15 protein-coding genes, 4 tRNA genes and 1 riboswitch are annotated in these 18,274 nt (G+C 58.7%); of the genes, 16 read left to right on the top strand and 3 right to left on the bottom strand.

From position 1 onward, the window contains the following. The first annotated feature begins 212 nt into the window (after window positions 1-212). The 7 genes from J0G10_RS23600 (at window position 213) to astE (ending at window position 8,092) form a co-directional block, all read left to right on the top strand. The gene (locus J0G10_RS23600; RefSeq protein ID WP_008077923.1) at window positions 213-1,433 is read left to right on the top strand and encodes an aspartate aminotransferase family protein; all 1,221 of its coding nucleotides are present in this window, start codon (window positions 213-215) and stop codon (window positions 1,431-1,433) included. A gap of 215 nt (window positions 1,434-1,648) precedes the next feature. Further along, window positions 1,649-2,668, top strand: coding sequence for an arginine/ornithine succinyltransferase subunit alpha (gene aruF / locus J0G10_RS23595; RefSeq protein ID WP_007951057.1), 1,020 nt, complete (start codon window positions 1,649-1,651; stop codon window positions 2,666-2,668). A gap of 51 nt (window positions 2,669-2,719) precedes the next feature. Continuing rightward, on the top strand, window positions 2,720-3,745 hold the full coding sequence (gene astA / locus J0G10_RS23590; RefSeq protein ID WP_095048121.1) for an arginine N-succinyltransferase: 1,026 nt from the start codon (window positions 2,720-2,722) through the stop codon (window positions 3,743-3,745). After that, entirely contained in the window at window positions 3,742-5,211 is a 1,470-nt protein-coding gene (gene astD / locus J0G10_RS23585) for a succinylglutamate-semialdehyde dehydrogenase (RefSeq protein WP_176471327.1), read from the top strand. Before astA ends, astD begins: the two co-directional genes overlap by 4 nt. A 163-nt stretch (window positions 5,212-5,374) precedes the next feature. Continuing rightward, the gene (astB, locus tag J0G10_RS23580) at window positions 5,375-6,721 is read left to right on the top strand and encodes an N-succinylarginine dihydrolase (protein ID WP_095048119.1); all 1,347 of its coding nucleotides are present in this window, start codon (window positions 5,375-5,377) and stop codon (window positions 6,719-6,721) included. Window positions 6,722-6,778: 57 nt separating this feature from the next. Then, window positions 6,779-7,069: a hypothetical protein gene (locus J0G10_RS23575; RefSeq protein WP_016983958.1), complete on the top strand. Its 291-nt coding sequence runs from the start codon at window positions 6,779-6,781 to the stop codon at window positions 7,067-7,069. A gap of 12 nt (window positions 7,070-7,081) precedes the next feature. Then, on the top strand, window positions 7,082-8,092 hold the full coding sequence (gene astE, locus J0G10_RS23570) for a succinylglutamate desuccinylase (protein WP_220556859.1): 1,011 nt from the start codon (window positions 7,082-7,084) through the stop codon (window positions 8,090-8,092). Between the two features lie 152 nt (window positions 8,093-8,244). Here astE and J0G10_RS23565 read toward each other — a convergent pair whose 3' ends face one another. Then, entirely contained in the window at window positions 8,245-8,754 is a 510-nt protein-coding gene (locus J0G10_RS23565) for a 6,7-dimethyl-8-ribityllumazine synthase (RefSeq protein ID WP_220556858.1), read from the bottom strand. A 101-nt stretch (window positions 8,755-8,855) separates the two neighbouring features. Then, window positions 8,856-9,027, bottom strand: a riboswitch (FMN riboswitch). Between the two features lie 198 nt (window positions 9,028-9,225). Between J0G10_RS23565 and ltaE the strand changes: the two genes are divergently transcribed. The 8 genes from ltaE to J0G10_RS23525 all read left to right on the top strand — a co-directional run bounded on the left by ltaE (window position 9,226) and on the right by J0G10_RS23525 (window position 15,337). After that, window positions 9,226-10,230, top strand: coding sequence for a low-specificity L-threonine aldolase (gene ltaE, locus J0G10_RS23560; protein ID WP_095048116.1), 1,005 nt, complete (start codon window positions 9,226-9,228; stop codon window positions 10,228-10,230). A gap of 146 nt (window positions 10,231-10,376) precedes the next feature. Then, the gene (gene alaS / locus J0G10_RS23555; RefSeq protein ID WP_095048115.1) at window positions 10,377-12,995 is read left to right on the top strand and encodes an alanine--tRNA ligase; all 2,619 of its coding nucleotides are present in this window, start codon (window positions 10,377-10,379) and stop codon (window positions 12,993-12,995) included. Window positions 12,996-13,085: 90 nt separating this feature from the next. Further along, window positions 13,086-14,327, top strand: a complete 1,242-nt coding sequence (locus tag J0G10_RS23550) for an aspartate kinase (RefSeq protein WP_007919332.1) — start codon at window positions 13,086-13,088, stop codon at window positions 14,325-14,327. Window positions 14,328-14,514: 187 nt separating this feature from the next. Continuing rightward, on the top strand, window positions 14,515-14,703 hold the full coding sequence (gene csrA / locus J0G10_RS23545) for a carbon storage regulator CsrA (protein WP_002554426.1): 189 nt from the start codon (window positions 14,515-14,517) through the stop codon (window positions 14,701-14,703). Window positions 14,704-14,765: 62 nt separating this feature from the next. Then, window positions 14,766-14,856: transfer RNA gene (locus J0G10_RS23540), tRNA-Ser, on the top strand. A gap of 107 nt (window positions 14,857-14,963) precedes the next feature. Then, a tRNA-Arg gene (locus J0G10_RS23535) sits at window positions 14,964-15,040 on the top strand. Between the two features lie 72 nt (window positions 15,041-15,112). Continuing rightward, window positions 15,113-15,189: transfer RNA gene (locus J0G10_RS23530), tRNA-Arg, on the top strand. A gap of 71 nt (window positions 15,190-15,260) precedes the next feature. Continuing rightward, window positions 15,261-15,337, top strand: a tRNA-Arg gene (locus J0G10_RS23525). Between the two features lie 19 nt (window positions 15,338-15,356). On the opposite strand, the gene J0G10_RS23520 is transcribed toward J0G10_RS23525, so the two are convergent. Then, window positions 15,357-15,875: a cell envelope protein SmpA gene (locus tag J0G10_RS23520; protein WP_095048114.1), complete on the bottom strand. Its 519-nt coding sequence runs from the start codon at window positions 15,873-15,875 to the stop codon at window positions 15,357-15,359. A 321-nt stretch (window positions 15,876-16,196) separates the two neighbouring features. Between J0G10_RS23520 and mgtE the strand changes: the two genes are divergently transcribed. After that, complete coding sequence (gene mgtE, locus J0G10_RS23515; RefSeq protein ID WP_095048113.1) at window positions 16,197-17,639, top strand: magnesium transporter; 1,443 nt, start codon at window positions 16,197-16,199, stop codon at window positions 17,637-17,639. 113 nt (window positions 17,640-17,752) lie between these two features. Here the strand turns inward: mgtE and J0G10_RS23510 are convergent, their stop codons facing one another. Beyond that, on the bottom strand, window positions 17,753-18,079 hold the full coding sequence (locus J0G10_RS23510) for an Arc family DNA-binding protein (protein ID WP_003178899.1): 327 nt from the start codon (window positions 18,077-18,079) through the stop codon (window positions 17,753-17,755). Between the last annotated feature and the right edge of the window lie 195 nt (window positions 18,080-18,274).

Below are 18,274 nucleotides of genomic sequence, written 5' to 3'. Positions count from 1 at the left end.
GTTGGTATTCTCTGCAGCCTGCCGCAAATCGACGGTGCCAGTTAAACTGCGCCTTTGCGACGCTATATGTCGCATTGCCGTAAACCCGGGAAAATCCGGGGTTTGCGCTATAAGAAGTTGTCGCTTGGCGACAAGGCCGGGCTGAAAACTGTCCTTACAATCCTCACCAAGCTCGCCAGTTTCAGGCGAGTGTTCCTCTTCAGGAGACTCCGATGTCCGTTGAGCACGCTGCGGTACAACGCGCCGATTTCGACCAGGTAATGGTTCCCAACTACGCGCCTGCCGCTTTCATTCCGGTGCGTGGCGCCGGTTCCCGCGTCTGGGATCAGGCCGGCCGCGAGCTGATCGACTTCGCCGGCGGGATTGCCGTTAACGTATTGGGCCATGCGCACCCGGCGCTGGTCGGTGCACTGACCGAACAGGCGAACAAGCTGTGGCACGTGTCCAACGTGTTCACCAACGAACCAGCCCTGCGCCTGGCGCACAAGCTGATCGATGCCACGTTCGCCGAGCGCGTGTTCTTCTGCAACTCGGGCGCTGAAGCCAACGAGGCCGCGTTCAAGCTGGCCCGTCGCGTTGCGTTCGACCGTTTCGGCACTGAGAAGTACGAAATCATTGCGGCGCTGAACAGCTTCCACGGTCGTACCCTGTTCACCGTCAACGTCGGTGGCCAGTCGAAGTACTCCGACGGTTTCGGCCCGAAAATCACCGGCATCACCCACGTGCCTTACAACGACCTGGCCGCGCTGAAAGCTGCGGTTTCCGACAAGACCTGCGCGGTCGTGCTGGAACCGATTCAGGGCGAGGGCGGCGTACTGCCGGCCGAACTGGCTTACCTGCAAGGTGCCCGCGAACTGTGCGACGCGAACAACGCGCTGCTGGTGTTCGACGAAGTGCAGACCGGCATGGGCCGCAGCGGCAAGCTGTTCGCTTACCAGCATTACGGCGTGACCCCGGACATCCTGACCAGCGCCAAGAGCCTGGGCGGCGGTTTCCCGATTGCGGCGATGCTGACCACCGAAGCGCTGGCCAAACATCTGGTCGTCGGCACTCACGGCACCACCTACGGCGGCAACCCGCTGGCGTGTGCGGTCGCTGAAGCGGTGATCGATGTGATCAACACCCCTGAAGTGCTGAACGGCGTGAACGCCAAGCACGACAAGTTCAAGGCGCGCCTTGAGCAGATCGGCGAGAAATACGGCCTGTTCACTCAGGTGCGTGGCCTCGGCCTGCTGATCGGTTGCGTGCTGAGCGATGCCTGGAAAGGCAAGGCCAAAGACATCTTCAACGCCGCTGAAAAAGAAGGCCTGATGATTCTGCAAGCCGGCCCGGACGTGATTCGTTTTGCCCCGAGCCTGGTGGTGGAAGACGCTGATATCGATGCCGGTCTGGATCGTTTCGAGCGCGCGGCTGCTGCACTGACGCAAGCCTGATAGACCCTTCGGCGCCTGGAGCTTTCAGGCGTCGATCAAAATTTTATGCCGGACCAGATCAACTGTAGGAGTGAGCCTGCTCGCGATTGCGGTATGTCAGTCAACTCATTGGTTTCTGACAGACCGCAATCGCGAGCAGGCTCACTCCTACATTGATCTCCATGTAGGCCCGGTTATTTTTTTTCTGTGAATTTATAAGAGAAAGGAGTGACACCATGCTGGTGATGCGCCCCGCGCAAATGGCTGATCTGGGCGAGGTACAGCGTCTGGCTGCGGACAGCCCGATTGGTGTCACTTCCTTGCCGGATGACGTGGAACGTCTGAGCGACAAGATTGCCGCGAGCGAAGCCTCGTTTGCTGCCGAAGTGAGCTTCAACGGTGAGGAAAGCTATTTCTTCGTCCTCGAAGACACCGCCACCGGCAAGCTGGTCGGCTGCTCGGCGATTGTTGCTTCGGCCGGTTACTCGGAGCCGTTCTACAGCTTCCGCAACGAGACGTTCGTGCATGCCTCCCGTGAGCTGAAGATCCACAACAAGATCCACGTGCTTTCGCAGTGCCACGACCTGACCGGCAACAGCTTGCTGACCAGTTTCTACGTGCAGCGCGAGCTGGTCGGTTCGCCGTGGTCCGAGCTCAACTCCCGTGGCCGTCTGCTGTTTGTCGCCAGTCACCCGGAGCGTTTCGCCGATTCGGTGGTGACCGAGATCGTCGGTTACAGCGATGAGAACGGCGACTCGCCATTCTGGGATGCCATTGGTCGCAACTTCTTCGACCTCAATTACGCTGAAGCCGAGCGTCTGTGCGGGCTGAAAAGCCGTACGTTCCTCGCCGAGCTGATGCCGCATTACCCGATCTACGTACCGCTGCTGCCGGATTCCGCCCAAGAGGCGATGGGCCAGGTGCACCCGCGTGCGCAGATCACCTTCGACATCCTGATGCGCGAGGGCTTCGAGACCGATCACTACATCGACATTTTCGACGGTGGTCCGACCCTGCATGCACGTGTGTCGGGGATCCGTTCGATCGCTCAGAGCCGCGTGGTGCCGGTGAAGATCGGCGAGCCGGTGAAAGGTGCCGGGCGTCAGTATCTGGTGGCTAACGCGCAGTTGCAGGATTACCGCGCGGTGTTGCTGGAGCTGGATTACGCGCCGGGCAAACCGGTGACTCTGGATCTGGAAGCGGCCGAAGCCCTGGGCGTCGGTGAAGGTGCCAGCGTGCGCCTGGTGGCGGTTTAACGCCTTAGCGAGTTTCACGGGTGGCGAAGGCGGCCCGTTTGAGGAGATAGCATGATTGTTCGTCCCGTACGCAGCAGCGATTTATCCGCTCTGATCGACCTGGCCCGCAGCACCGGCACCGGCCTGACCACATTGCCGGCCAACGAAGAACGTCTGGCCCACCGGGTCGGCTGGGCCGAGAAGACCTTTCGCGGCGAAGCTGGCCGTGGCGACGCGGACTACCTGTTCGTGCTCGAAGACGACGATGGCCGCGTGGTAGGGATTTCCGCCATTGCTGGCGCCGTTGGTCTGCGTGAGCCGTGGTACAACTTCCGTGTCGGTCTGACCGTCAGCGCTTCGCAAGAGCTGAACATCTACCGCGAGATCCCGACGCTGTTTCTGGCGAACGATCTGACCGGCAATTCCGAGCTGTGCTCGCTGTTCCTGCACGCCGATTACCGCAACGGTCTGAACGGTCGCATGCTGTCGAAGGCGCGCATGCTGTTCATCGCGGAATACCCTGAATTGTTCGGCAACAAGATCATCGCCGAAATGCGCGGTGTGTCCGATGACGCCGGCCGTTCACCGTTCTGGGAAAGTCTCGGTCGTCACTTCTTCAAGATGGAATTCAGCCAGGCCGATTACCTGACCGGTGTCGGCAACAAGGCTTTCATTGCTGAGCTGATGCCGAAATTCCCGCTGTACACCTGCTTCCTCTCCGAAGGCGCACGTAACGTCATCGGTCAGGTGCACCCGGACACCGAGCCAGCCTTGGCGATGCTCAAGAGCGAAGGTTTCAGCTACCAGGGTTACGTCGACATCTTCGACGCAGGTCCGGCCATTGAATGCGAAACCGGCAAGATCCGCGCGGTACGTGACAGTGAAGCGCTGGTGCTCGCTGTTGGCACACCGGGCGAAGACGCCACGCCGTTCATCATCCATAACCGCAAACGCGAAGACTGCCGCATCACCGCTGCGCCGGCGCGTCTGGCTGCCGGCACCCTGGTGGTCGATCCGCAGACCGCCAAACGTCTTCAACTCAACGCTGGCGATCAAGTGCGCGCCGTGGCGTTGTCCGCTGCACGGGAGTCGAAATAATGAATTCGCTATACATCGCAGGTGAGTGGCTGGCCGGTCAGGGCGAAGCCTTTCAATCGCTGAACCCGGTGACCCAGCAAGTGCTGTGGTCGGGGGAGGGTGCCACGGCTGCGCAGGTTGAGTCGGCTGTGCAAGCTGCGCGTCAGGCGTTTCCGGGTTGGGCACGTCGCACGCTGGACGAGCGCATCACTGTGCTTGAGGCTTTTGCCGCGTCGTTGAAAAGCCACGCTGACGAACTGGCTCGCACCATTGGTGAAGAGACCGGCAAACCACTGTGGGAATCGGCGACCGAAGTGACCAGCATGGTCAACAAAATTGCCATCTCGGTGCAGAGCTACCGTGAACGTACCGGCGAGAAGAGCGGCCCGTTGGGCGACGCCACCGCCGTATTGCGCCACAAACCACACGGCGTGGTCGCGGTGTTCGGTCCTTACAATTTCCCAGGGCACTTGCCGAACGGCCATATCGTTCCGGCGCTGCTGGCCGGCAACAGCGTGCTGTTCAAACCCAGCGAACTGACCCCGAAAGTCGCCGAGCTGACGGTCAAGTGCTGGATCGAGGCCGGTCTGCCGGCGGGCGTTTTGAACCTGTTGCAAGGTGCGCGCGAAACCGGCATTGCGCTGGCGGCGAACCCGGGCATCGACGGCCTGTTCTTCACCGGTTCGAGCCGCACAGGCAACCATCTGCACCAGCAGTTTGCCGGGCGTCCGGACAAGATTCTGGCGCTGGAAATGGGCGGTAATAATCCGCTAGTGGTTGATCAGGTCGCGGATCTGGATGCGGCGGTTTACACGATCATTCAGTCGGCATTCATCTCTGCCGGCCAGCGTTGCACCTGTGCACGCCGTCTGCTGGTGCCGCAAGGCGCGTGGGGCGACAGCCTGCTCAAGCGTCTGGTGGAAGTCAGTGCGAGCATTGAGGTCGGTGCATTCGATCAGCAACCAGCCCCATTCATGGGCTCGGTGATTTCCCTCGGCGCGGCGAAAGCGCTGATGGATGCTCAAGAACATCTGTTGGCCAACGGCGCCGTGTCGCTGCTGGAAATGACTCAGCCGCAGGCCCAAGCCGCGCTGCTGACCCCGGGAATCGTCGATGTCACCGCAGTTGCCGATCGCCCGGACGAAGAGCTGTTCGGCCCGTTGCTGCAAGTAATCCGCTACACCGATTTCGAAGCGGCGATCGCTGAAGCCAACGACACTGCTTACGGCCTGGCCGCAGGTCTGTTGTCGGATTCTGAAGCGCGTTATCAGCAGTTCTGGCTGGAAAGCCGCGCCGGTATCGTCAACTGGAACAAACAACTGACCGGTGCTGCGAGCAGCGCGCCGTTCGGTGGTGTCGGCGCTTCGGGCAACCACCGCGCCAGCGCCTATTACGCGGCGGATTACTGCGCGTACCCGGTGGCCTCGCTGGAAACCCCAAGCCTGGTGTTGCCTGCTGCCCTGACGCCCGGCGTGAAGATGGCGTGATGCCCATTCGCGAGCAGGCTCGCTCCCACAGGTTCAGTGGTGTTCACACATATTGTGTTCAACATAAATCCTGTGGGAGCGAGCCTGCTCGCGAAGGCCGCGCCTCGGTCTAAAAGAATAGTTACTGAAGCCTATAACAACAGATTCTCGTGGAGCCTCGCTGATGAAATCCTATGAAGTCAATTTTGACGGTCTAGTGGGGCCGACCCATAACTACGGCGGTCTGTCCTACGGTAACGTTGCCTCCCAGAGCAACAGCCAGCAGTCTTCGAACCCGAAGGAAGCGGCCTTGCAAGGTCTGGCGAAGATGAAAGCGCTGATGGAAATGGGCTTTCAGCAGGGCGTGCTGGCGCCACAGGAACGTCCGGACGTGGCCGCCCTGCGCCGTCTGGGCTTCAGCGGCACCGACGCGCAAGTGATCGAGCGCGCCGCCAAAGAGGCGATGCCGCTGCTGGTCGCCAGCTGCTCCGCGTCGAGCATGTGGGTGGCTAACGCCGCGACTGTCAGCCCGAGTGCCGACACCGCAGACGGTCGCGTGCATTTCACCGCCGCCAACCTCAACTGCAAATACCACCGCAGCATCGAGCACCCGACCACCAGCCGTGTGCTCGGCGCGATGTTCGCCAATCAGCAGCACTTCGCGCATCACGCGGCATTGCCAGCGGTAGCGCAATTCGGTGACGAAGGCGCGGCCAACCACACGCGTTTCTGTCGAGAGTATGGCGAGGCGGGCGTCGAGTTTTTCGTGTTCGGCCGCAGTGCGTTCGACAACCGTTTCCCGGCGCCACAGAAATACCCGGCGCGCCAGACCCTCGAAGCCTCGCAAGCGGTCGCGCGTCTGCACGGTCTGCGAGACGAAGGCGTGGTTTACGCGCAGCAGAACCCGAACGTGATCGATCAGGGCGTGTTCCACAACGACGTGATCGCCGTCGGTAACGGTGAAGTGTTGTTCTATCACGAAGATGCATTCCTCGAGACCGATCAGATGCTCGCCGAACTGCAAAGCAAGCTCGCCAAAGTCGGCGGCAACTTCCAGTCCGTGTGTGTGCCGCGTTCGGCAGTCACCGTGGATGATGCGGTGCGTTCCTACCTGTTCAACAGCCAGTTGCTCTCGCGTCCTGACGGCTCGATGCTGCTGATCGTGCCGCAAGAGTGCCAGGCCAACGAGCGCGTCTGGGCTTATCTGCAAAGCCTGACCAGCTCCGGCGGTCTGATTCGCGAAGTGAAAGTCTTCGATCTCAAGCAAAGCATGCAGAACGGTGGTGGCCCGGCGTGCCTGCGACTGCGCGTCGCGCTTAACGAAACCGAACTGGCGGCGGTCAACCCAGGGGTTATCATGACGCCACCGTTGTACGGTTCGTTGACCGCATGGGTTGAAAAGCACTACCGCGACCGCCTGAGCGAAACCGATCTGGCGGATCCGCAATTGCTGCTTGAATGCCGGACGGCACTGGATGAACTGACGCAAATCCTTAAACTGGGCGCGGTTTATCCATTCCAGATCAATTGATGGCCGGCGCGTCGCCAGAACGCGGCGCGCGGCTTGTCTCCCCAAGAGAGTAAAAACATGAGCGATTCCCTGCAGTTGATCCTTGAAGACACCGACGGCACGCAACTGCAAACCTCGTGCACCCGCGTCGCGGTCATGTGGCAAGGCAAAGAGCTGTGGATCCAGCAGGACGGCCGTGGCCAACTGCTAATTGGCGTGGACGTTGAAGAAGGTGACGCCGAGTACGCCAACCTGCTGCTGCGCCCATTGGCGACTAATCTGGTAAGTCTGCAACTGGAAATGGAACCGGCTGACGTCGGCGACGACGAAGACCACGTGCACGGCCCGGATTGCAACCACGATCACTAAGGAAACCGCTCTATGCTCGCCCTCGGCAAACTGCTTGAACTGACCCTCGCCGGCCGTGAACCGGCGGAGAAGACTCAACTGACTGTCGAAGGCGTGCGTATGCGCTGGTTGAGCGAAGGTGCGCTGGAAGTCCGGCCACCGCAAACGCGCGACAATGGCCTGGACCTGCTGCTGTCGGCAGGCATCCACGGCAACGAGACAGCGCCGATCGAGTTGCTTGATCGGCTGCTGCACGATATCGCTCGCGGTGACCTGAAGCCGCGCGCACGCATTCTGTTCCTGTTCGGCAACCCGGAAGCGATTCGCAAGGGCGAGCGTTTCGTCGAGCAGGACGTCAATCGGCTGTTCAACGGCCGTCATGAACAAAGCAGTGGCAGCGAAGCGCTGCGTGCCTGTGAGCTGGAACGTCTGGCGGCGAGTTTCTTCAGCCTGCCGGATCGCCAGCGTCTGCACTACGACCTGCACACGGCGATTCGAGGCTCGAAGATCGAGCAATTCGCGTTGTATCCGTGGAAGGAAGGTCGCCAGCATTCGCGTCTTGAGCTGGCGCGTCTGCGTGCTGCCGGGATGGAGGCGGTGCTATTGCAGAACAAGCCTTCGATCGTGTTCAGCTCCTACACCTACGACAAGCTCGGTGCCGAGGCGTTTACGCTGGAACTGGGCAAGGCGCGGCCGTTCGGGCAGAACGACGGCGTCAATGTCTCGCTATTGGAGACTCGTCTGCAGCAGATCATCGAAGGCACTGAGCCGGAAATGGCTGAAGCGCAGCTGGACGGTTTGCAGCTGTTCAGCGTCGCCCGGGAAATCATCAAGCACAGCGATGCATTCCGCCTGAACCTGCCGCAGGACATCGAAAACTTTTCAGAGTTGGAAGTGGGTTACGTGCTGGCCGAGGATTTGGCCAATACCCGTTGGGTGATTGAGGAGGAGGGAGCACGCATCATCTTTCCCAATCCCAAGGTCAAGAACGGCTTGCGCGCGGGCATCCTGATCGTGCCGGCCACCGACGAAAACCTCGCCTGACAGCGATCTCTAAACCGGCACAAACCCAATGTGGGAGCGAGCCTGCTCGCGAAAGCGGTCTATCAGTCAACTTATCATCGACTGGCAGTCCTTCTTCGCGAGCAGGCTCGCTCCCACATTTGATTTGAGTGAGGTCAAAACCTCACTCGGCGTCAGACCGCTACAGCATGCGGCTCGGTGCGGCGCAGTGCGCGAACCTTGCGCAACGTATCGGCGCAAGTCCGCGCCGCTTCCTGGCCCTTGTGTACAAAGTGCTCAAAGAAGAACTTCTGATGCTCGTCAGCGGCATGGAAGTGATGCGGCGTCAGGGACACCGAGAACACCGGCACTTCAGTTTCCAGCTGCACTTGCATCAGGCCGCTGACCACCGACTGAGCGACGAACTCGTGACGGTAGATGCCGCCGTCCACGACCAGGGCTGCGGCGACGATGCCGGCATAACGACCGGTTCTGGCCAGCAACTTGGCGTGCAGAGGCATTTCAAAAGCGCCGCCGACTTCGAAGATGTCGATGTCCGATTCCTGATAACCCAAGGCAAGCATTTCGGCGACGAAGCCTTTACGGCTCTGGTCGACGATTTCCTTGTGCCAGCAGGCCTGAATGAACGCGACGCGCTCGCCGTGAGGGTGTTTGCTTTTGCTGTCGATAGCGGTGGGTTGCATGTTCTGACTCCTGTTTGTGTGAAAAACAGGGCGTTATGAATCGAAAGGGATTCAAGGGTGCGCACACGCACAACATCGCGCGGACGGCCCTTTGGCGTTAATCCCGTTCTCTCTTCATCCGGACTATGACCGTCGGCCCCGGAATCACACCGGGTCTGCTGACCTTGCCATCGCGCACAACCCAAGCTGTGTTCGTCGCCAAGCGCTCGCGGGCTATGCGCATTGCGCGCAATTACCGCCGGTGGGGAATTGCACCCCGCCCTGAGAACGTTTTTGCCGCCCTTTATCGGGCGGCGCAGCGTTTTTAACACAGATTGTGGCTTTGTGCATTGCGCCTTTCTGATGATTGCCATCGAATTTTCTGGCGGTTCGAAACGACTTTTCCTTGCGCAAGGGTTGATTAATCCGAGCGATGACCGCAGTAATTCAACTTCGTAAAGGGATTTCCCCTGCTGATTAGAGGCCAGGTTCATGAGCGTTATCGATCTTCGCAGCGACACCGTCACCCAACCGACTCCCGCCATGCTCGATGCGATGACCGCAGCGGACACCGGTGATGACGTTTACGGCGAAGATCCGACGGTCAATCGTCTCGAGGCCGAACTGGCCAAGCGATTGGGTTTTGCTGCCGCATTGTTCGTACCGACGGGCACCATGAGCAATCTGTTGGGGTTGATGGCGCACTGTGAGCGCGGCGACGAATACATCGTTGGCCAGCAGGCGCACACCTACAAATATGAGGGCGGTGGCGCGGCGGTGCTGGGCTCGATCCAGCCGCAGCCGCTGGAAGTGCAGGCCGACGGTTCGCTGGATCTGGATCAGGTCGCGGCGGCGATCAAGCCTGACGACTTCCATTTCGCCCGGACTCGTTTGCTGGCGCTGGAAAACACCATGCAAGGCAAAGTCCTGCCGCTGGAGTATCTGGCCCGCGCCCGCCGCTTCACTCAGGACAAAGGCTTGCAACTGCACCTCGACGGCGCGCGCCTTTACAACGCGGCAGTCAAGCTGGGCGTCGATGCTCGGGAAATCACTCGGTACTTTGATTCGGTGTCGGTGTGCCTGTCCAAAGGCCTTGGCGCGCCGGTGGGCTCAGTGCTGTGTGGCTCTGAGCAGTTGATCGGCAAGGCTCGTCGCTTGCGCAAAATGGTTGGCGGCGGCATGCGTCAGGCCGGGCTGCTGGCAGCGGCGGGGCTGTATGCGCTGGACCACAATGTTGATCGTCTGGCAGACGACCATGCCAACGCACAGTTACTGGCCGAGGGCTTGCGTGAAGCAGGTTTCATCGTCGAACCGGTGCAAACCAACATGGTTTATGTGCAAATGGGTGAAAAAGCTGAAGCGATCAAGGCCTTTGCCGCCGAACGCGGGATCAAGTTGAGCGCTGCCGCACGTCTGCGCATGGTCACGCACATGGACGTCAAACGCTCGCAAATCGAGCAAGTGATCGCGACATTCGTCGAGTTTTCGCGCAAGTGATAGCGTTAGCCGTCCAATTGACCGTTTCTATCGTATAAACACGCTGTACCCCGCGCGCAGGGCCGATATAATGCGGCCCTTTGCCGTCGCTTCGTCTGTTGACGTTTCGAACAGGCCTTTGGCCGCAGCCTCCGTGGAAGAACCTAATGAAAAGCGCAGAAATCCGTGAAGCCTTCCTTCGCTTCTTCGAAGAGCAAGGCCACACCCGTGTAGCCTCCAGCTCTTTGATTCCGGGCAACGACCCGACCCTGCTGTTCACTAACGCGGGGATGAACCAGTTCAAGGACTGCTTCCTGGGCCAGGAAAAACGTGCGTACACCCGCGCGACCAGCAGCCAGAAATGCGTGCGTGCCGGTGGCAAGAACAGCGACCTGGAAAACGTCGGTTATACCGCTCGTCACCACACATTCTTCGAAATGCTCGGTAACTTCAGCTTCGGCGACTATTTCAAGCACGACGCGATTACCTTTGCCTGGACCTTCCTGACCGGCGTTCTGAAACTGCCGAAGGAAAAACTCTGGGTCACTGTCTACGCCTCCGACGACGAAGCGTATGACATCTGGACCAAAGAAATCGGTGTGCCGGTCGAGCGCATGATCCGCATCGGCGACAACAAAGGCGCGCCTTACGCCTCCGACAACTTCTGGACCATGGGCGATACCGGCCCGTGCGGCCCATGCACCGAGATTTTCTACGATCACGGCGACCACATCTGGGGCGGCCCACCGGGCTCGCCGGAAGAAGACGGCGACCGTTACATCGAGATCTGGAACAACGTGTTCATGCAGTTCAACCGCACCGCCGATGGCGTGTTGCATCCTTTGCCAGCGCCGTCGGTCGATACCGGCATGGGCCTGGAGCGGATCAGTGCGGTGATGCAGCACGTCAATTCCAACTACGACATTGACCTGTTCAAGAACCTGCTGAAGGCCTCCGCTGAAGCCATCGGTTGCGAAAATGGCGACCAGTCTTCGCTCAAGGTTGTTTCCGACCACATCCGTTCGTGCGGCTTCCTGATCGCCGACGGCGTGCTGCCGTCCAACGAAGGTCGCGGTTATGTACTGCGCCGGATCATCCGTCGTGCCTGCCGTCACGGTAACAAATTGGGCGCCACCGGCAGCTTCTTCTACAAGATCGTCGCGGCGCTGGTCGCCGAGATGGGCGAAGCGTTCCCGGAACTGAAGAAGCAGCAGAGCAACATCGAACGTGTGCTCAAGGCTGAAGAAGAGCAGTTCTCCAAAACGCTGGAGCACGGCCTGAAGATCCTCGAGCAGGATCTGCTGGAACTCAAAGGCACCGTGGTGCCGGGCGACGTGGTGTTCAAACTCTACGACACCTACGGTTTCCCGATGGACCTGACCGCTGACATCGCCCGCGAGCGCAGCCTGACTGTCGACGAAGCCGGTTTCGAACGTGAGATGGAAGCCCAGCGTGTTCGCGCGCGTTCGGCCAGCTCCTTCGGTCTGGACTACAACACCCTGGTCAAGGTTGATGTCGCCACCGAATTCACCGGTTACAAAGACACCAGCGGTTCGGCAAAAATTGTCGCTATCTATAAAGATGGTCAGTCGGTCGACGTCTTGAATGAGGGCGAAGAGGCGGTGATCGTTCTGAATCAGACGCCGTTCTACGCTGAATCCGGCGGCCAGATCGGCGACTGCGGTTTCCTGCAGGCAGGTAACGCGCGTTTCGACGTACGTGACACCACCAAGACCGGTGGCGCCTTTCTGCACCACGGCGTGCTGGACTCGGGCAGCCTGACCATTGGCGCGCCAGTGGAAACCCACGTCGATGCCGAAGTGCGTCACGCTACCTCGCTGAACCACTCGGCCACGCACTTGCTGCACGCTGCATTGCGTCAGGTCTTGGGCGAGCACGTTCAGCAGAAAGGTTCGTTGGTGGATAGCCAGCGTCTGCGTTTCGACTTCAGCCACTTTGAAGCGATCAAGCCGGAACAGATCAAAGCGCTGGAAGACATCGTCAACGCGGAGATCCGTAAGAACTCCGCGGTTGAAACCGAAGAAACCGACATCGAAACCGCGAAGAACAAAGGCGCCATGGCGCTGTTCGGCGAGAAGTATGGCGACAACGTGCGCGTGCTGAGCATGGGCGGCGATTTCTCCGTCGAACTGTGTGGCGGTATCCACGCCAACCGTACCGGCGATATCGGCCTGCTGAAAATCATCAGCGAAGGCGGTGTGGCATCAGGCGTGCGTCGTATCGAGGCAGTCACTGGTGCTGCAGCACTGGCTTACTTGAACGCGGCAGAAGAACAACTCAAGGAAGCGGCCAGCCTGGTCAAGGGCAGCCGCGACAACCTGATCGACAAGCTGTCGGCTGTGCTGGAGCGCAACCGCCAACTGGAGAAACAGCTGGAGCAGTTACAGGCCAAGGCTGCCAGTGCCGCGGGCGACGATCTGTCGAACTCGGCAGTGGACGTCAAGGGTGTGAAGGTTCTGGCCGCACGTCTGGATGGTCAGGACGGCAAGGCGCTGCTGGCGCTGGTTGATCAGCTGAAAAACAAACTCGGCCGCGCAGTGATCCTGCTCGGCAGTGTCCATGAGGAAAAGGTCGTACTGGTTGCAGGCGTAACCAAGGACCTGACTGGCCAACTCAAAGCCGGTGATTTGATGAAGCAGGCTGCTGCGGCAGTGGGCGGGAAGGGCGGTGGTCGTCCGGACATGGCGCAGGGCGGCGGTGTCGACGCCGGCGCACTGGATGGTGCTTTGGCGCTGACCGTTCCATTCGTCGAGCAGGGTTTATAAGGCAGTCCGCCCGGCCCGCAGTCTAGTGGCGGGCCCGGCGGCTGTTCGAGTGATTATTGGGCGCCCTTCATGGGCAGAGGCGGCTTTGAAATGGCTTTGATCGTACAGAAATTTGGAGGCACCTCGGTCGGTACCGTCGAGAGAATCGAGCAGGTCGCCGACAAGGTTAAGAAATTCCGCGATGCCGGCGATGACCTGGTGGTTGTGCTGTCTGCAATGAGCGGCGAAACCAACCGTCTGATCGATCTGGCCAAGCAAATCAGTGGCGACACTCAACCGGTTCCGCGTGAGCTGGACGTGATTGTTTCCACCGGCGAGCAGGTGACGATTGCCCTGCTGGCCATGGCGCTGATCAAGCGCGGTGTGCCGGCGGTGTCGTACACCGGTAATCAGGTGCGGATCCTGACCGACAGTGCGCACAATAAAGCGCGTATCTTGCAGATTGATGACCAGAAGATTCGCGGTGATCTGAAAGCAGGTCGCGTGGTGGTTGTCGCCGGTTTCCAGGGCGTCGACGAGCACGGCAACATCACCACCCTCGGTCGTGGCGGTTCCGACACTACCGGCGTGGCACTGGCTGCCGCGTTGAAGGCTGACGAGTGCCAGATCTACACCGACGTTGATGGTGTCTACACCACCGACCCGCGCGTTGTGCCGGTCGCTCAGCGTCTGGACAAGATTACCTTTGAAGAGATGCTGGAAATGGCCAGCCTCGGTTCTAAGGTGTTGCAGATCCGTGCGGTGGAATTCGCCGGCAAGTACAACGTTCCGCTGCGCGTACTGCACAGCTTCAAGGAGGGTCCGGGCACCCTCATTACTATTGATGAAGAGGAAACCATGGAACAGCCGATCATTTCCGGCATCGCTTTCAACCGCGATGAAGCCAAGCTGACCATCCGTGGTGTGCCAGACACCCCGGGCGTGGCGTTCAAGATTCTCGGCCCGATCAGTGCCGCGAACATCGAAGTCGACATGATCGTGCAGAACGTCGCGCACGATAACACCACCGACTTCACCTTCACCGTGCACCGCAACGACTACCAGGCCGCACAGACCGTGCTGGAAAACACCGCTCGCGAGATCGGTGCCCGTGAAGTGGTTGGCGACACCAAGATTGCCAAGGTCTCGATCGTCGGCGTCGGCATGCGTTCCCACGCAGGTGTGGCCAGCCGCATGTTCGAATCCCTGGCGAAAGAAAGCATCAACATCCAGATGATCTCGACCTCGGAAATCAAGGTTTCCGTGGTGATTGAAGAGAAGTACCTGGAACTGGCCGTGCGCGCTCTGCACACGGCTTTCGAACTGGATGCTCCGGCCCGTCAGGGCGAGTAATTCCGTTTCTTGAAGGGCGCGGTCTGACCGCGCCCTTTATTTTTTGAATGGCGCGAGCCCTGAACTGTTCTTTTGCTCGCGCTGGTCAATACTCAGGCATGTAGGGCTACGATCGCTCCGGTTGTAGGTCGGGTGCCTTTTTTTTGCAGACTGTTGTCCCTGAAATGAATTGCGTGAGGAGAAAGGTATGCTGATTCTGACTCGTCGGTGCGCAGAAAGCCTGATTATCGGTGATGGCGAAATCACCGTGACCGTGCTCGGCGTTAAAGGAAACCAAGTGCGTATCGGCGTCAACGCCCCGAAAGAGGTTGCCGTGCACCGTGAGGAAATTTACCTGCGTATAAAGAAAGAGAAGGACGAAGAACCAAGCCATTAATTTTTATCGATTTTTATGTTTGCAAACGGGGAAAAGGTTGGTTAAGATACGCCCCGTGTTGCGGAGAGCTGGCCGAGTGGCCGAAGGCGCTCCCCTGCTAAGGGAGTACACCTCAAAAGGGTGTCGGGGGTTCGAATCCCCCGTTCTCCGCCATTATTTGCTTAGTACGTTGTAATCTGGCTTTTTCTGTAAGTTGTTGAAATTAATAGAAAAAGTGGTTGGAATAGAGATTAGACGGGCTATAATGCGGCGCAACAAATGCACTCGTAGCTCAGCTGGATAGAGTACTCGGCTACGAACCGAGCGGTCACAGGTTCGAATCCTGTCGAGTGCACCATTTAAGAGTCAGTTACAGCAATGTAAATGACTTGGCTTCAACCAGGTGTGATCTGGTCTAACAAACACAAATGCACTCGTAGCTCAGCTGGATAGAGTACTCGGCTACGAACCGAGCGGTCACAGGTTCGAATCCTGTCGAGTGCACCATTTAAGAGTTAGTTGCAGCAATGTGAATAACTTGGTTTCAGCCAGTTGTGGTCTGGTCTAAAAACACAAATGCACTCGTAGCTCAGCTGGATAGAGTACTCGGCTACGAACCGAGCGGTCACAGGTTCGAATCCTGTCGAGTGCACCATATACCAAAAAGCCCGCGTTTAACGCGGGCTTTTTGCTGTCCGGGATTTGGCTTTTGCTTTCACGCATCCTCGCTCGTCAAAATCAATTTGAGCCGAACGTCCTCGCTTGAGGTCGTATCGATAGCTCGTCGTCGATGTTCGGATATTTACCTTGTGCGGTTTACCTAGCGCGCTCTCGACATCTTGTTGGCTCATGCCGGCAATGACACGGCGATTGATGATCGCTTCGCGACGTTGCCTGGCGTCGATCAGGTTTCCGCATCTGTCTTCAGCGTGACCAACAATCCCCAGTGCTCGAGTTTTTGTTGTCATCCCGGATATTTCTTCATGGTTGTGTTCCGGCATCACCGCCACGACTGATCCGGGGGAATAGGGGTGGACTTCCTGTGCTGAGCGCTGCTCGCCGTGCGCACAACTCATCGAGGTGAAGGTGATGCTGCCATCATCGGCTTCGCAACGATGGAGGGTAAGGGCGGCCCCGGTGGGCGGCAGGCAGAGCAGACAGGTGAGCACAAGGTGGGATGGTTTCAATGGCATTCGGCGTCCTCCATGACGATCTACGCTCAAGGGTAGTCGCTACATTTTCAAGCGCCGGTGTGTTTTCTTTTCAGGATGAGTCGTCGCATTTGCAGGGATCAGGACAGTGCTCAGGTTTGTTTCGCAAGCGCTTGTTTCGACCGCGATTTTTTAACGTTTTAAACCGTCAGGCGGTGTATCATTGCGCCCGTCAGCCCCGCCGGGGCTTATGGAAAACCTCCATGGACTTACCCAGTAGTTACTCAGTAAATAGTTTCACCAATCATGAATTGACTGATTGATCCTTCCGGCGTGCCCCGCTGCTGGGAGTGGAGTTCGCCTATGTCTGAAATCGAAGTAAAGAAAACACAAGAAAGCCTGCAGGATCGCCTGGCTCAGGTCGTCGAACTGCTGCAGCGTCAGCGGGTCGTGGAAGACCTGACTCACCGCCAGGAAGGCGCGCATCACGATCGCGTCGAAAATCTGGTTCACCGACAAAATCTCGTCGAGCTGCAACGCAAGCTTGATGATCTGCACTCTGCCGACGTCGCCTACATCCTTGAAGCCTTGCCGCTGGACGATCGTCTGACGCTCTGGCAATTGGTCAAGGCTGATCGCGACGGCGACATTCTTCTCGAAGTATCCGACTCCGTTCGTGAAACGCTGATCGCCGACATGGACGATCACGAGCTCTTGGCTGCGGCCAAGGACATGGACGCCGACGAACTTGCTGACCTGGCTTCCGAGCTGCCGCGAGACGTCGTCCATGAGCTGATGGAGAGTCTGGATAACCAGCAACGTGAACGCGTACGGTCGGCCCTGTCATACGACGACGAGCAGGTCGGTGCGTTGATGGACTTCGAGATGGTCACCATCCGTGAGGATGTCAGTCTCGAAGTGGTTCTGCGTTATCTGCGTCGACTCAAAGAGCTCCCCGGCCACACCGACAAGCTGTTTGTGGTCGATTACGACGGCGTGCTCAAGGGTGTGTTGCCGATCAAGCGTCTGCTGGTCAACGATCCGGAGAAACAGGTTGCCGAGGTGATGGCCAGCGATCCGGTGAGTTTCCATCCGGACGAAGATGCTTACGACGCCGCTCAGGCGTTCGAGCGTTACGACTTGATCTCGGCCCCTGTAGTCGACAAGAACGGCAAGTTGATCGGCCGTCTGACGATCGACGAAATGGTCGACCTGATTCGTGAAGAAAGCGAGAGCGAAGTTCTCAACATGGCCGGTTTGCGTGAAGAGGAAGACATCTTCGCCTCCGTCTGGAAGTCTTTACGCAACCGTTGGGCATGGCTGGCGGTCAACCTGATCACTGCGTTTGTCGCCTCTCGAGTGATCGGTCTGTTCGAAGGCTCGATCGAGAAGCTGGTAGCGCTCGCAGCGCTGATGCCGATCGTGGCGGGTATCGGCGGCAATTCCGGTAACCAGACGATCACCATGATTGTTCGCGCCATGGCGCTCGACCAAGTCAGCACTGGCAATACCTCGCGTCTGATGCGCAAGGAGTTGGCGGTGGGCTTGATTAACGGCTTGGTCTGGGGCGGTGTGATCGGCGTCGTTGCTTATCTGCTCTACGGCAGTTGGTCGTTGGGCGTGGTAATGACGGCAGCGATGACGCTGAATCTATTGCTGGCTGCGTTGATGGGGGTGTTGATCCCTATGACCCTGGCGAAGATGGGGCGAGATCCGGCGATGGGGGCGAGCGTGATGATCACTGCGATGACGGACAGCGGTGGTTTCTTCATCTTCCTCGGGCTGGCGACAATCTTCCTGCTCTGATCGGTATTAGCGAAACAGCCCGCCAATTGGCGGGCTTTTTTGTGGCTGCGAAATCTCAAATGCCGCGCAAAAAAAAGCCAGCAATTAAGCTGGCTTGAGATGTTCGGTATGGCTCAGGACGCGTCTGCTGCCATTTCGGCGTCATGGGCAATCAAGGACACCAAAGCGTTTTGCTGACGATGAGACAGCTGGCGGAAACGTTGCAACAGCTCGCGCTCGTGCAACGACAGTTCCGGGCTGTCCAGGCGCATGCTCAGCTCTTCGCCCAGTGCACCTTCCTGAATAAGACTCTGCTCAAGGCGCGCAATGATCTCGGAGTTCATGCTGCGATGATGATTGCGAGCCACCTCGGCAATGCGTTCACGCATTCCGTCTGGCAGACGTACGACGAACTTGTCAGCCGTACGGCTGGAATAAATTGCCTGTTTCAATGGGCGCATATATTTAACCGGTTAGTTCAGGGGAGCGGTTCTCGGGATTGGCCGCAGGATGTGTGGTAGGACAAGCATCCGCGCCAAATGGTTCAACCTGAATTGTTAAGAGGCCCGCATCATGCCTCAAAATTGCCAGATCATTGGCGTCAATTCTGTGACAAATATTGAGCTGGGTAAAGGCGTAATGCCAGCACCAATTAT

This window comes from Pseudomonas germanica (genome assembly GCF_019614655.1).
In the GTDB taxonomy this organism is placed as follows: Bacteria; Pseudomonadota; Gammaproteobacteria; order Pseudomonadales; family Pseudomonadaceae; genus Aquipseudomonas; species Aquipseudomonas neuropathica.
Note: the sequence above shows the minus strand (reverse complement) of the source record. Positions and strands in the feature narration are given on the sequence as shown.